The sequence below is a fragment of the Lysobacter sp. DMC104 genome, from assembly GCF_056313665.1.
Map to the genome: position 1 here is coordinate 99,899 of NZ_JBQUZW010000010.1, position 13,493 is coordinate 113,391.

9 protein-coding genes, 2 tRNA genes and 1 pseudogene are annotated in these 13,493 nt (G+C 69.1%); 4 read left to right on the forward strand and 8 right to left on the reverse strand.

Features of this window, described 5'->3' with window-relative positions; translation table 11 throughout:
- Positions 1-90 precede the first annotated feature (90 nt).
- The 3 genes from ACT53R_RS13725 to ACT53R_RS13735 all read left to right on the forward strand — a co-directional run bounded on the left by ACT53R_RS13725 (position 91) and on the right by ACT53R_RS13735 (position 6,385).
- Positions 91-927: a hypothetical protein gene (locus ACT53R_RS13725; protein ID WP_476172455.1), complete on the forward strand. Its 837-nt coding sequence runs from the start codon at positions 91-93 to the stop codon at positions 925-927.
- 188 nt (positions 928-1,115) lie between these two features.
- Positions 1,116-4,364, forward strand: coding sequence for a non-ribosomal peptide synthetase (locus ACT53R_RS13730; RefSeq protein ID WP_476172456.1), 3,249 nt, complete (start codon positions 1,116-1,118; stop codon positions 4,362-4,364).
- A 65-nt stretch (positions 4,365-4,429) separates the two neighbouring features.
- Positions 4,430-6,385, forward strand: a complete 1,956-nt coding sequence (locus ACT53R_RS13735) for a prolyl oligopeptidase family serine peptidase (RefSeq protein ID WP_476172457.1) — start codon at positions 4,430-4,432, stop codon at positions 6,383-6,385.
- A gap of 30 nt (positions 6,386-6,415) precedes the next feature.
- Here the strand turns inward: ACT53R_RS13735 and ACT53R_RS13740 are convergent, their stop codons facing one another.
- The 3 genes and pseudogenes from ACT53R_RS13740 to ACT53R_RS13750 all read right to left on the reverse strand — a co-directional run.
- Positions 6,416-6,658, reverse strand: a complete 243-nt coding sequence (locus ACT53R_RS13740) for a DUF3297 family protein (protein WP_476172458.1) — start codon at positions 6,656-6,658, stop codon at positions 6,416-6,418.
- Positions 6,659-6,712: 54 nt separating this feature from the next.
- Positions 6,713-7,174: a peptide-methionine (R)-S-oxide reductase MsrB gene (gene msrB / locus ACT53R_RS13745; protein WP_476172459.1), complete on the reverse strand. Its 462-nt coding sequence runs from the start codon at positions 7,172-7,174 to the stop codon at positions 6,713-6,715.
- Positions 7,175-7,239: 65 nt separating this feature from the next.
- Positions 7,240-7,512 (reverse strand): annotated as a pseudogene (locus ACT53R_RS13750) (DUF4031 domain-containing protein); the annotation flags it as partial.
- A gap of 98 nt (positions 7,513-7,610) precedes the next feature.
- Here ACT53R_RS13750 and ACT53R_RS13755 point away from each other — a divergent pair.
- Positions 7,611-9,452, forward strand: a complete 1,842-nt coding sequence (locus ACT53R_RS13755; RefSeq protein ID WP_476172460.1) for an ABCB family ABC transporter ATP-binding protein/permease — start codon at positions 7,611-7,613, stop codon at positions 9,450-9,452.
- Between the two features lie 317 nt (positions 9,453-9,769).
- Here ACT53R_RS13755 and ACT53R_RS13760 read toward each other — a convergent pair whose 3' ends face one another.
- The 5 genes from ACT53R_RS13760 to ACT53R_RS13780 all read right to left on the reverse strand — a co-directional run bounded on the left by ACT53R_RS13760 (position 9,770) and on the right by ACT53R_RS13780 (position 13,489).
- Positions 9,770-10,990, reverse strand: a complete 1,221-nt coding sequence (locus tag ACT53R_RS13760) for an RtcB family protein (protein WP_476172461.1) — start codon at positions 10,988-10,990, stop codon at positions 9,770-9,772.
- Positions 10,991-11,034: 44 nt separating this feature from the next.
- Positions 11,035-11,811, reverse strand: coding sequence for a hypothetical protein (locus ACT53R_RS13765; RefSeq protein WP_476172462.1), 777 nt, complete (start codon positions 11,809-11,811; stop codon positions 11,035-11,037).
- Between the two features lie 52 nt (positions 11,812-11,863).
- Positions 11,864-12,988, reverse strand: coding sequence for a slipin family protein (locus ACT53R_RS13770; RefSeq protein ID WP_476172463.1), 1,125 nt, complete (start codon positions 12,986-12,988; stop codon positions 11,864-11,866).
- 359 nt (positions 12,989-13,347) lie between these two features.
- A tRNA-His gene (locus tag ACT53R_RS13775) sits at positions 13,348-13,417 on the reverse strand.
- A 3-nt stretch (positions 13,418-13,420) separates the two neighbouring features.
- Positions 13,421-13,489: transfer RNA gene (locus ACT53R_RS13780), tRNA-OTHER, on the reverse strand.
- Between the last annotated feature and the right edge of the window lie 4 nt (positions 13,490-13,493).

Sequence of the window (13,493 nt, forward strand, 5' to 3'; positions counted from 1 at the left end):
GTCCTCCGCACGTCATCAAACCCCGTTCACCGCGACGGTGCGTTCATCACGGGCGTCCATGCCGGACATGTCCCTCTCTGGAGCCTTCCCATGCTGCGCCCGACCGCCCTCCTCCTCACCGCCCTCGCCGCCGTCAGCGCCTGCACCTCGCTGTCCGCGCAGCCGCTGGTCGACGTCGACGTCGTCGATCGCGACACCGGCGAATGGCTCCCCGAATACCGCCACCGCGGCCAGGACTGGATCCCCGGCGTCCCCGGCCACCGCTACAGCGTGCGCCTGACCAACACCACCGGCGAGCGCGTGCTGGTCGTGCTGTCGGTCGACGGCGTGAACGCCATCAGCGGCGAGACTGCCGCCGCCGGCCAGACCGGCTACGTGCTGGGCCCGTGGCAGACCACCGAGATCACCGGCTGGCGCAAGTCGTACCAGGACGTCGCCCAGTTCTACTTCACCGACCTGCCCGACAGCTACGCCGCGCGCACCGGCCGGCCCGACAACGTCGGCGTGATCGGCGTGGCGGTGTTCCGCGAGCGCGTGCAGCCGCAGCCGTACTACGAGCCCGCGCCGATCGCCCGCGAGGATCGCGAATACGGTCGTGGTCGCGACGCCGCCAAGTCCGCGCCCGCCGGCGCGCCCTCGGCCTCGCGTCGCGCGTCAGAGGCCGCCGCGGATTCGGCTTACGGCAACGGCGTCGCCCAGAGCATCGGCACCGGCCACGGTGAACGCGAATGGTCGCCGGTCAGCCGCACCGACTTCGTCCGCGCTTCGCGCACACCGGCGCAGGTCGCCCAGCTTCGCTACGACGACGTGCCGAATCTCGTGGCGCTGGGCGTCATGCCGCGCTACCGCTACGAGGACCGCCGCCATCGTGATCGCCCGCAGGCGTTCCCGAACGGTTTCGCCGCCGATCCCCCGGGTCGCTGGTAAGCATTCCCTCTGCTTTTCTCCATCGATTGCGACGCGACGGGCCGGCCTTGCCGGCCCGTCTGCGTTGCGGGGGCCGGGTCCGGGCGTGCGAATGAAGTGTGCGATCATCCGGCGCGGCCGCACCGCGCCCGTCCTGTCGGCGGCGCGTCGGCCGTTGTCGTTGCCGTCGATGTACAGGAGCAGATCCCATGGATCCCAAAGACGCGCTGAGCCGTCTCACGCCCGAGCAACTGCGTGCGCTGCGTCGCCAGGCGCAGGCGATGCCGCGCCAGCCGCGCGATGGCCGCGTCTTTCCCGCCTCGCCGCCGCAGCGGCGGCTGTGGTTCCTGGCGCAGGTCGGCGGCGCTTCCGCCGTCTACAACGTGCCGGTGACGGTCGAACTGCGTGGCGAGCTCGATCGCGACGCGCTCGCGTGGGCGCTGGCGCGCGTGGTCGAGCGCCAAGAGAGCCTGCGCACGACGTTTGAATCCGTGGAAGGCGCGGTCTGCCAGCGCATCCATGCCGCGCCGTCGTTCCCGCTGGACGAAGACGATCTGTCCGCCCTCGCCACGGATGACGCGCAGGCGGCCGCCGATGCCCTGCTGGTCGCGTCGTTGGCGGAACCCTTCGATCTCGCCCGCGGCCCGCTGCTGCGCGCCCGCCTGATCCGATTGGGCGCGGACCGCCACCTGTTGGCGATCGTGATGCACCACATCATCTGCGACGGCTGGTCGCTGGCGGTGCTGGCGCGCGAACTGGAGACGCTGTATTCGGCACGCCGTCGCGGCGAAGCCGATCCGTTGCCGCCGCTGCCGGTGCAGTACGCCGACTACGCGGTGTGGCTGGAACAGCGGTTGTCGGGCGAGCGCCTCGTCCGCGAGGCCGCGTACTGGCGCGACACCCTCGCGGGTGCGCCGCCCCTGCTGGAATTGCCGACCGACCGCCGCCGCCCCGCCGAGCAGGACTTCAGCGGTGCCCACCACGCGCTGACGATCGACGCCGCGCTCACCGCGCAGCTGCGCGCGCTCGGTGCGCGCCACGGCGCGACGCTGTACATGATCCTGCTCGCCGCATGGACGGTGGTGCTGTCGCGACTGTCGGGACAGACCGACCTCGTCATCGGTTCGCCGGTGGCCAACCGCGGCCGGCGCGAGGTGCAGGACCAGATCGGCTTCTTCGTGAACACGCTCGCGCTGCGCTTCGGGCTGGACGATGATCCGACCGTCGAAACGCTGCTGGCGCGCACGAAGGCGGTGGTGCTGGCGGCGCAGGAACATGGCGAATTGCCGTTCGAGCAGGTGGTGGAGCAGGTCAATCCGGCGCGCAGCCTCGCCTACACGCCGGTGTTCCAGGTGGCGTTCGCCTGGCACAACGATACCGACTGGAACCTCCGCTTCGAAGGTCTGTCGGCCGAGATGCTGGATCCGTCGATGGCGACGGCGAAGTTCGACCTCAACCTCAGCCTGATCGAACAGGGCGATGCCATCGCCGGCGTGATCGAATACGCGACCGCGTTGTTCGACGAGGCGACGATCGCGCGCCACGCCGGCTATCTGCTGTCGGTGCTGCGCGGCATGGTCGCAGACGTCGCGCAGACGGCGAGCCGGCTGCCGCTGCTCGGCGATGCGGAATACCGCCGCCTGGTGGTCGACTGGAACGCCACCGAGCGCGACTTCGGCCCGTGGCGCCCGCTGCACGCGCACTTCGAAGCGCACGCCGCCGCGACCCCGCAGGCGATCGCGGTGACCTGCGGCGACGCTGCGCTCGACTACGCCACGCTCAACGCCGCCGCCAACCGCATCGCGCACTGGCTGCGCGTGCAGGGCGTCGGTCGCGGCACGCGGGTCGCGATCTGCCTGCAACGTTCGGTGGACGCGATCGCCGTCGTGCTGGGCGTCATGAAATCCGGCGGCGCCTACGTGCCGATGGATCCGGCGTATCCGGAGCAGCGCATCGCCGCGATGCTGGCCGACGCGTGTCCCGCGCTGGTGCTGGTCGACGGCCCGAGTCGCGCGGTGCTCGACGCTGCCTGCGCGCAGGTCGATGCGCCGCCGCCGGCGTATCGCATCGACGCCGCGTCGGCACCGTGGGCCGACGCACCCGCGACGAATCCCGACGCGGTGGAGGTCGGGCTCGGTCCCGACGACACGCCGTACGTCATCTACACCTCCGGTTCCACCGGCGTGCCCAAGGGCGTGATGGCGCGCCACGGCGGTGTCACCGGGTTGATGCATGCGCTGCGCGAACCGTTCGGCCTCGGGCCGGACACGCGTGTGCTGCAGTTCGCGTCGTTCGGCTTCGACGCCTTCGTGCTGGAGTGGGTGATGGCCTTCGGTGCCGGCGGTTCGCTGCACCTGGCCGAACCCGGCGAGACGCTGCTCGGCGACACGCTCGAGGCGCTGGTTGCGAAGCGCGGCATCACCCACGCGCTGATCCCGCCGGTGGTGCTGGCCTCGATGCCCGCCAGCGCGACGCTGGCCTCGCTGCACACGCTGACCTGTGGCGGCGAAACCGTGCCGCCCGCGCTGCTCAGGCGCTGGAACCACGGACGCCGCTTCATCAACATCTACGGCCCGACCGAAACCACCGCGATCAGCACGTATCACGTGTGTCCGCCGTCGCTGCAGGACGCCGACACGGTGCCGATCGGCCGCCCGTTCGCGAACGAGCGCGTGTACGTGCTCGATCGCTGGCTGCAGCCGGTGCCCACCGGTGTGGCCGGCGAACTGTGCATCGGCGGCGTCGGCGTCGCCGCAGGCTACCTGCACAGGCCGGAACTCACCGCCGACCGCTTCGTCGACAGCCCGTTCGTGCCGGGCGATCGCCTGTACCGCAGCGGCGACCTCGCGCGCTGGCGTGCGGACGGCGTCATCGAGCATCTCGGCCGCAACGATTTCCAGGTGAAGGTGCGCGGCTACCGCATCGAACTGGGCGATATCGAGGCCAAGCTCGCCGCGCAGCCGGGCGTGAAGGAAGCCGTGGTGCTGGCGCGCGAGGACGTGCCGGGCGAGAAGCAGCTCGTCGCGTACTACCTCGACGACGGCGCCGGGCAGATCGCACCCGAAGCGCTGCGCACCGCGCTGCAGGCGCTGCTGCCGGACTACATGGTGCCGACCGCCTACGTGCGCATGGACGCCTGGCCGCTGACATCCAACGCCAAGCTCGATCGCCGCGCGCTGCCGGCGCCGCAGGGCGCGACGGCCGCGCTCGCCCGCGCCTACGTGGCGCCGAGCACGCCGATCGAGGAAGTGCTGGCCGACATCTGGGCCGAGATCATCGGCGTCGAACGCGTCGGCGTGCACGACAATTTCTTCGATCTCGGCGGCCACTCGCTGATGGCGATGCGGCTGATGTCCGCGATCCGCGACACGCTCGGCCTCGATCTGCCGCTCAAGGCCTTCTTCGAGGCGCCGACCGTCGCCCAGATGGGGCGCGCGCTGCTGCCGGACGAGGACTGAACGCCGCCTGCGGCGTTATCCTGCCGGCATCGTTTGATGCCGGGGGAGCGCTGCCGATGCCGTTCATGTCCTCGTGTTCCGCGCGCCGCGCGTTCGCCCTGATCATGGCCCTGCTGGCCGCGGCCCTGCCGGCCGTGGTCGCCGCGGAGCCGGCAGGCCCCGTCACGTCGGTCGACGTCATGCGCTACGTGCGTAGAGACAGCTACGCGGAGCTGCAGATCTCGCCCGGCGGCGACCATTACGCCGCGACCGTGCCGCTGGAGGACCGGGTCATCCTGGTGATCATCGACCGGGCCAGCGGCCAGCCGACCGCCAAGATCGCCGGCGAGAAGGACACCGTCGTCACCGACTTCTGGTGGGTCAACGACCACCGCGTGATCGCTGCGATGGGCCGCCGCTACGGCCGCGCCGACACACCGGTCGCGACCGGCGAGCTGGTCGGCGTGGACGCGGACGGCAAGCGCGCGAAGCGGCTCACCGGCCCCACCGAATACACCGTCGCGTTCATGCTCGACACCCTGCGCGACGACCCCGACAACGTGCTGGTCACGGTGTTTCCGTACGGCGCCAACGTCGAGACCTCGGTTGAGCGCATGAACGTCTACACCGGCAACCGCGGGCCGGTCTCGTCCGCGCCGGTGCGCAACGCCAGCTTCGTGACCGATCATCAGGGACGGGTGCGCTTCGCGCTGGGTAGCGACAAGGACAACGTCGGCAAGCTGTTCTATCGCGACGCCGACAAGGGCGAATGGCGCCTCGTCGCCGACGAGGCCAGCAGCCATGTCGTCGAACGCGCGATCGGGTTTTCCGCCGACGACAGGACCGCCTATCTCCGGGTGCAACGCACTGCCGGGCCGGATGCCCTCGTCGGCATGGACATCGCCACCGGCACCCGCACCGAACTGCTGCGTGACGAGACGGGCGATCCCCATGAGGTCCTCTTGTCGCCCGACGGCACGACGCCGGTCGGGGCGCTGTACCTGCACGGCAGCGGCAGCCGCACGCGGTTCTTCGACGACAAGAGCGCAGTCGCGAAGTACTACCGCCAGATGGAGAAGGCCTTCCCCGGCAACACCGTGTCGCTGACCTCCGCCACCGACGACGGGCATCTTTTGCTGTTCTCGGTGTTCAGTGATCGCAATCCCGGTGACTTCTATCTCTACGACACGGTGGCGAAGAAAGTCGATCCGGTGATGAGCCGGCGCAAGTGGTTCGATCCCGAACGCCAGCCGGCCACGGAGGAAGTGGTCGTCACCGCGCGCGATGGCCTGTCGCTGCACGGCTACCTCACCCGGCCGCGCGGCGCCGACCCGGCGAAGCCGCTGCCGATGGTGGTGATGCCGCACGGCGGTCCGTTCGACATCCAGGACACCTGGTGGTTCGACGACGACACGCAACTGCTGGCCGAAGCCGGCTACGCGGTGTTGCGCATCAACTATCGCGGATCGGGCGGATACGGCCGCGCGTTCCTGCATGCCGGTGCCCGCGAGTGGGGCGGGAAGATGCAGCAGGACCTCGTCGACGCCACGCGCTGGGCGATCGCGCAGAAGATCGCTGCGCCCGATCGCATCTGCCTGTACGGCGCCAGCTACGGTGGCTACGCGTCCCTCATGGGCGTGGCCACCGAGCCCGATCTGTATCGCTGCGCGGTCGGTTACGTCGGCGTCTACGATCTGGTGAAGCTGCATCGCGACGCAGCGAACGATGGTGGCGGCAACCTCCTTTGGGCCAACCAATGGATCGGCCCGCGCGACACGCTCGATGCCGTGTCGCCGATCAACCTCGCGAAGCGGATCAAGGTGCCGGTGTTCCTGGCGGCTGGCGGCGAGGACAAGCGCGCCCCTATCGAACACAGTGAGCGCATGGAGAAAGCGCTGAGGCAGGCCGGGGTGCCAGTGGAGACCCTCTACTACCCGCACGAAGGCCACGGCTTCTACACCGAAGAACACCGCCGCGAGTTCTACGTGCGCCTGCTCGCGTTCCTGTCGCGCCATCTCGGCGGCGCGACGGCGAAACCCTGAAGGATCGCGGCGCGCAGGCGCCGCGATCGGTCACTCCGCTTCGCGGAAATACGGCTCGACCGTGCCCTTGAGCTTCATCGTCATCGGCTGGCCGCGGCGGTCGAGCGCCTTGCCGGCGATCACGCGGACCCAGCCCTCGCTGACGCAGTATTCCTCGACGTTCGTGCGCTCCACGCCGTTGAAGCGGATGCCGATGCCGCGGTCGAGCAGGGCGGCGTCGTAGTGCGGGCTGCTCGGGTCGTTGGAGAGGCGGTCGGGAAGCGTGTCGGTCATGGCGGCAGTGCGGGATGGTGGAAGCCGCACAGGATACGCCATCGTGCCGGGCGTTCAGTCCGCGGGCCGGCCCTCGCCGCGGCCGAGCGGGTCGGGCAGCGGCGTGCCGGCGTCGACGAACCCCAGCGACACCGAGTTCAGGCAGTGGCGTTCGCCGGTCGGCGGCGGGCCGTCGGGGAAGACGTGGCCGAGATGGCTGCGGCAGCGCGCGCAGACGATCTCGGTGCGCACCATGCCGTGGCTGGTGTCGCGGATGCGGCCGACGTGGCGTTCGTCGTACGGCGCGAAGAAGCTGGGCCAGCCAGTGCCGGAGTCGAACTTCGCGCTGGAGCGGAACAGCGGCAGCCCGCAGAAGCGGCAGACGTAGACGCCTTCGCGCTTGTTGTCGAGGAACACGCCGCAGAACGGCGCCTCGGTGCCGTGCGAGAGCAGCACGCGGCGTTCCTCGGGCGAGAGGCCCTGGGCCAACGTCGCGCGCTGGTCGATGGTCGGCGGGGTCAGGTCGAACGCATTCATGGGGTCTCCTCGGGATCCGGTGTGTGCGATGTCATGGAGGCGGCCGCCGCGGCTGCGGTTGCGTGGCCGCTCCATTGTCGCCGGGCGTTGGCGATGATCGCCCGCATCCGCGCCCGGTCGGCAGTACGCGAGACCGGGATCGCGCCCAGTGCCAGCGCGCGTTCGCGCAGTGCGCTGTCGATGTCGTAATGCGCGCCGCTGCGCCGGTCCTGGAAGCGCGCGCGGGCCAGGCCCAGGCGTGCGGCGAAGGCATGCAATTCGTCGACCTCGTCGGCCAGCAGGTGCGCCCAGCGCCGGCCGCGCCAGCGGAACACTGCGTTGTCGACGTACACGGCCATGCGGACAGTGAAGCATGCGCGTCCGCGGACGGCAAAAGCATCGTGCCGGATGCGCGACGCGGGTTTGATTCGGACGCCTGCGCCCTCATCATGCCCGGATGACCACGCCCCCCGCTTCCCCGCCCGCCGCGCCGGACGGCGCCCCGCTCGTCGTCGATCGCGCCAGCGGCACCCGCGGCGAATGGCAGATCCTGCGCGAACTCGTGCCGTACCTGCGGCCGTTCCTCGGACGCATCCTGTTCGCGCTGGCGCTCGTCGTTGCCGGCAAACTGGCCGGCCTCGCGATCCCCGCGGTGCTGAAGCGGCTGGTCGACGCGCTCGACGTCAACGTCACCCACGCCGCGCTGGTGCTGCCGGTGGCGCTGCTGCTCGCCTACGGTGCGTCGCGCGTGGGCACCACGCTGTTCACCGAAGTGCGCCAGATCGTGTTCGCGCGGGTGATGGCGCGGGTGTCGCGACGGCTCACGCTGCAGGTGTTCCGGCACCTGCATGCGCTGTCGCTGCGGTTCCACCTCGCGCGGCGCACCGGTGGCGTGACCCGTGACGTCGAGCGCGGAGGCACCGCGATCTCCGACCTGCTCGACTGGATGATCTACACCATCCTGCCGACGCTGTTCGAGATCGCGCTGGTCACCGGCGTGCTGGTGTGGATGTACGACGCCGGCTTCGCGGTGATCGTGATGATCACGCTGGTCGCCTACGCGGCCTTCACCTTCGCCGTGACCGAATGGCGCACGCGCTACTACCGCGCCGCGGTGGAGGCCGACACCCGCGCCAACGAACGCGCCGTCGATTCGCTGCTGAACTACGAGACCGTCAAGTATTTCAACAACGAGGAGCACGAAGCGCGGCGCTACGACGCCAGCCTGCAGTACCGCGAGGAAGCGCAGGTCCTCAGCCGCAAGACGCTGGGCCTGCTCAACCTCGGCCAGGCCACCATCGTCTCGCTGGGTGTCACCGCGATGATGTGGCGCGCCGCCGGCGGCGTGGTAGATGGCAGGATGACCGTGGGCGACCTCGTCTTCGTCAACACCGTGCTGCTGCAATTGTCGGCGCCGCTCAACCTGCTGGGCATGATGTATCGCGAGGTGAAGCAGGCGTTCACCAACCTGGAACGCCTGTTCGGCCTGCTCGACGAAAGCCTCGACGTGCGTGATCGCGACGATGCGGTGCCGCTGCGCGTGGCGCGGCCGCGGGTGCGCTTCGAACACGTGCGCTTCGGCTACGACCCGCGGCGCGAGATCCTGCACGACGTCGATTTCGAGGTGCCGCCGGGTGGCACCGTCGCCGTGGTCGGCCATTCCGGCTCGGGCAAGTCGACGCTGGCACGGCTGCTGTACCGCTTCTACGACGTCGACGCCGGGCGCATCGCGATCGAGGACGTCGACGGCGTGCTGCGTGACCTGCGCGACTGCCGGCAATCGTCGGTGCGTGGCGCCATCGCGATCGTCCCGCAGGACACCGTGCTGTTCAACGACAGCATCTACTACAACATCCTGTACGGACGTCCGGATGCCACGCGCGAGGAGGTCGAGGCCGCGGCGAAGGCCGCGCACATCCACGACCGCATCCTCGGTTTTCCGGATGGCTACGAAACGGAAGTGGGCGAGCGCGGGCTCAAGCTTTCCGGTGGCGAAAAGCAACGGGTCGCGATCGCGCGCGCGCTGCTGAAGAATCCCGCGGTCCTGATCTTCGACGAAGCGACTTCCGCGCTTGATTCGAAGTCGGAGAAGGCGATCCAGGCGGAGCTCGACCGCATCGCGCAGGGCCGCACGACGATCGTCATCGCGCACCGCCTGTCGACGGTGATGAATGCCGACGAGATCCTGGTGATGGACCAGGGGCGCATCGTCGAACGCGGCCGGCATGCCGAATTGTTGGCCCGCGGTGGCCAGTACGCGCAGATGTGGGCGCTGCAGCAGCAGGAAGGCGAGGGCTGATCGGGGGGGTGGGTGCCTGCACATCCTTGTGCGGGCGTTCAAGATCGCTGTGTAGCAGTGCCGCACGGTCTTCCACGCTGGTTGGTGCCGCGTTGCCATCCATGGCGGCACGGCACAGGCTTCGGGGCGCCCGGCCCGCACATCCCTGTGCGGGCGTTCGGGATCGCTGCGCGGCAGTGCCGCGCGGTTGTCGCTTCTATTGGGATTGCCGTGCCATCCGTGGCGACACGGCGCGGGCTTCGGAACGCCCGGCCCGCACATCCTTGTGCGGGCGTTCGGGATCGCTGCGCGGCAGTGCCGCGCATGCTCGCGATCCCTCACCCCTTCACGCAGAGCACCTGCCGCAGCGTGTGCACGACCTCGACGAGGTCCGCCTGCGCCGCCATCACTGCGTCGATGTCCTTGTAGGCGGCCGGTGATTCGTCGATCACGCCGGCATCCTTGCGACATTCGACGTGCGCGGTGGCCTCGCGGTGCTGTTTCAGCGTGATGGTCTGCTTCGCTTCCGAACGGCTCATCGTGCGGCCGGCGCCGTGGCTGCAACTGCAGAAGCTGTCCGGGTTGCCCTTGCCGCGCACGATGTAGCTCTTCGCGCCCATGCTGCCCGGGATGATGCCCAGCTCGCCTTCGCGAGCGCTGACCGCGCCCTTGCGGGTGATCAGCAGCGATTCGCCATGGTGCTCCTCGCGCTGCACGTAGTTGTGGTGGCAGTTGACCGCCAGCTTCTCCAGCTGGAATCGCGGCAGCTTGCGCCGCAGCTCGTCGAGCACGCGCGCCATCATCGCTTCACGATTCAAGCGCGCGTAGTCCTGCGCCCACGACACCGCCTCCACGTAGTCGTCGAACAGCGGCTCGCCTTCGAGGAAGAAGGCCAGGTCGCGATCGGGCAGGTGGAAGCCGAGCGTGCGCGTCGCCAGCCGCTCGCGTGCGCGCTCGATGAAGTAGGTGCCGATCAGGTTGCCGGTCCCGCGCGAACCCGAGTGCAGCATCACCCAGACCGCGCCCGCTTCGTCGAGACAGAGTTCGATGAAGTGGTTGCCGCCGCCGAGCGTGCCGAGCTGCCGGTCGAACTTGTCGACGCGGATGCGCCGGTGCTTCGCCTTGATCGCCTCCAGTCGCGGCCATAGTCCGGATTGCCCGATCCGGGTTTCGATGCTGTCCGGCAATCGCCGGTGCTCGCCGCCGTTGCCGTTGCCGACGGGCACACCACGCTCGATCGATGCGCGCAGGTGCGCCAGCGAGTCCGGCAGGTCGCTCGCCCGCAGCGTGGTGCGCACGGCGGCCATGCCGCAGCCGATGTCGACGCCGACCGCGGCGGGGATGATCGCGCCGCGGGTCGGGATCACCGAGCCGACGGTCGCGCCCTTCCCGAGATGCACGTCGGGCATCACCGCGACCCACGGCCCGACGTAGGGCACCCGCGCGATGTTCTGCAGCTGGCGATGCGCGCCATCGTCCAGCGGCACGCCGCGCACCCAGCCCTTGATCGGGGTCGGCGTGCCTTCGGCATGCAGGAATTCGAAGTTCGAAGTGTTCATGTCGTTGCTCCGTGTGTGTCCCTGATGGACGCGCGGACTCCAGGTCAGGTGTCGTCGTTGTGCAGGCGGAAGTGTCGCAGTTCGCGGGTGCCGAGCTGGCGCTTGCGGACGGCATACAATCCCGCGTTGCCGAAAAGCGAGGCGTTGTCCGGCATGCCTTTGCGCGGGATGTCACGCGGACACTGGTCCACGGGCAGCCTGCGCAGCGCATCGATCGGAATGTCATCGGTGTCGGCCTCCGGGATGTACGCGACTTCCACCCGATACCAGACGCCATCGATCCTGTGCAGCTGCCATTGCGCATCGATCACGCGCATGCCCTCGCGCGCGCCACCCCTGCGCAGCCCCGCAGCCTGCCGACGGCGCTCGTGATCCTTCCTGCGCGACTGCATCCTCCGTTCGTTGAGGCGCAACAGGCCGGTACGCGGGTCGACATAGAACCGCGGACCGTATGATTCGCCGATCGGATGCAGCCCGTGCCAGCGGCCGTTGCAGCAAAGGGTGCCATCGACGTCCACCACCTTGCGTGCAACGAAATCGTCGAGGTGTTCGTGGATGTGCTGTTGCACGGTGTTGCGGCGATCGATGCCTGCGCAGATCTCGGAATAGACCTTGTCCCACGGTCGTCCGACCTGCGACGCCAGATAACGTTCCAGCGGACGCAGGTGCTCGTTGAGCCATTTGGTGCCGCCCCGGTGCCGCCGTTTCAGGCCTTCCTGCCGCGGAGACGTTTCGAGGTCGTGGGGTGCGGGGTGCTTGTCACGAAAGCCGCCGCCACCCCGGGGACGCTCCACGATCACCTTGTACATGTCGTCACGCATGATGCTTCTCTTCTGTTCCAGGGCTGCGGCCGGTTCCTTCCGGCCGCAGGTGTCACGGCTTGATGTTCACCAACTGCTTCAGCACGCCGTCCAGGCCGCCGAACACGGTCAGCTTGTCGATCTTTTCCGTGATCTTCTCCAGCGCCTCCAGTTCCTTGAGGCGCATCAGCACCGGGCTCTCGTCGATCAGCTTCGCGGTGTTGAGCAGCGAGCGCGTGGCGTTCGCCTCCTCGCGCCGGCGGATGACGTTGGCCTGCGCCGCCTTCTCCGCCTGCACCACCGCGTTGAGGATCTCGCGCATCTCGCCGGGCAGGATCACGTCCTTGATGCCGACGCCGATCACCTCCACGCCGAACGCGTCGACCCTGCCGCGCACGTCGGCGAGGATGTCCGCGTCGAGCGACGCCTTGTCGCCGAGCAGTTCGTCCAGCGTCCGCGCGGAGACCGCGCGGCGCAGGCCGTACTGCAGTTCGCGATAGACCTGGTCGCTGAACTTCGCGACCCGCGTGCGCGAGGCGACCGGGTCGGTCACGCGCACGCTCGCCGCGAGGTTCACGCGGAGCGAGACCTTGTCGCGGGTCAGCAACTCCTGGCCGGAGACCTCGATGGCCTGCATGCGCAGGTCGACGATCTCGATCGTCACGTTCTTCCGGATATTCCAGAAGGCGTGGCTGCCGGGATCGAGCATGCGCACGAAGCGGCCGTCGACGAAGACTAGGCCGACGGACTCGGTCGGCACGTCGGCGACCGCGGCGATCCTGCCGAGCGCGCCGAGCTGGCGCAGGCGGCGGGCGATGTCGGTGCGGACGTCCAGCCCATCCTCGAGCGCGATGCGTTCGATCGCGACGCGCACCGGTCCGCGCCAGTAAAGCTTGCGCGTGCCGGGGAGCAGCACGTCTTCCAGCCTGCCGTTCTTCGACACCAGACCGACCTCGTCGGTGCCGATGTCGCCGAGCACGAAGTGCTCGCCGAGCCTGTCGCCCAGCGCGTCGACCAGGGTGTCGACGTCGTGGCCGGCATATTCCGGCTTCGCGACGTCGTGCACCGTGATCGACCGTCGGCCGAGCGGGTCGCGGAACGTGTACACGCCGGGATCGAGCACGCGTTCGAGCCTGCGGTCCCGGTGGACCAGACCGCGCTCGCCGTCGCCGATCACGACCCTCTTTTTCCAGAACATCGGGGTTTCTCCTGTTTCGGGTTCCGGTGGTTCGATGCGGTCGATGTGATCCCGTCGCGCTGCATCGATCCGCGCGGCAGGTGTGCGAGGGACTCGCGGAGAAAGTGGAAACGCCCCGACGCCGAGGCTGCGAAGCCGATGCGCGCTTCGCGACGCGATCGCATCGTCCTCCGGTGCGGGCGATGGATTGCCGGCATCGGGAATGGCTGCGGTGGCGTTGCGTCGCGGGCAGGGGCCCGGCGAGTTCGTCGCTGCGATGCCCGCGGCACGTCGCGCTGTCCTGCGCCGTGTCGCGAAACGCCGCGCGGGACGTTTCCGTGCGGGACTTGCGTCCCGGTGTGGCATGACGTGTCAGGTCATGGTTTGGAGCGGGAGTCGAACCCGCAACGCTGGAATCACGATCCAGTACTCAACCATTGAGCTATCCAAAGGAACGACATGCCGGAATCGAACCGGCAACCTGCGGCTCACGCCGCCGCTCTCCCGTTGAGCCAATGTCGTCTTG

Excerpts from the sequence above, each read along its gene's own strand:
- ACT53R_RS13765 (WP_476172462.1), bottom strand. The coding sequence starts at position 11,811 with ATGCGTGACGACATGTACAAGGTGATCGTGGAGCGTCCCCGGGGTGGC.
- ACT53R_RS13740 (WP_476172458.1), bottom strand. The coding sequence starts at position 6,658 with ATGACCGACACGCTTCCCGACCGCCTCTCCAACGACCCGAGCAGCCCG.
- ACT53R_RS13725 (WP_476172455.1), top strand. The coding sequence starts at position 91 with ATGCTGCGCCCGACCGCCCTCCTCCTCACCGCCCTCGCCGCCGTCAGC.
- ACT53R_RS13770 (WP_476172463.1), bottom strand. The coding sequence starts at position 12,988 with ATGTTCTGGAAAAAGAGGGTCGTGATCGGCGACGGCGAGCGCGGTCTG.
- ACT53R_RS13755 (WP_476172460.1), top strand. The coding sequence starts at position 7,611 with ATGACCACGCCCCCCGCTTCCCCGCCCGCCGCGCCGGACGGCGCCCCG.
- msrB (WP_476172459.1), bottom strand. The coding sequence starts at position 7,174 with ATGAATGCGTTCGACCTGACCCCGCCGACCATCGACCAGCGCGCGACG.
- ACT53R_RS13730 (WP_476172456.1), top strand. The coding sequence starts at position 1,116 with ATGGATCCCAAAGACGCGCTGAGCCGTCTCACGCCCGAGCAACTGCGT.
- ACT53R_RS13735 (WP_476172457.1), top strand. The coding sequence starts at position 4,430 with ATGTCCTCGTGTTCCGCGCGCCGCGCGTTCGCCCTGATCATGGCCCTG.
- ACT53R_RS13760 (WP_476172461.1), bottom strand. The coding sequence starts at position 10,990 with ATGAACACTTCGAACTTCGAATTCCTGCATGCCGAAGGCACGCCGACC.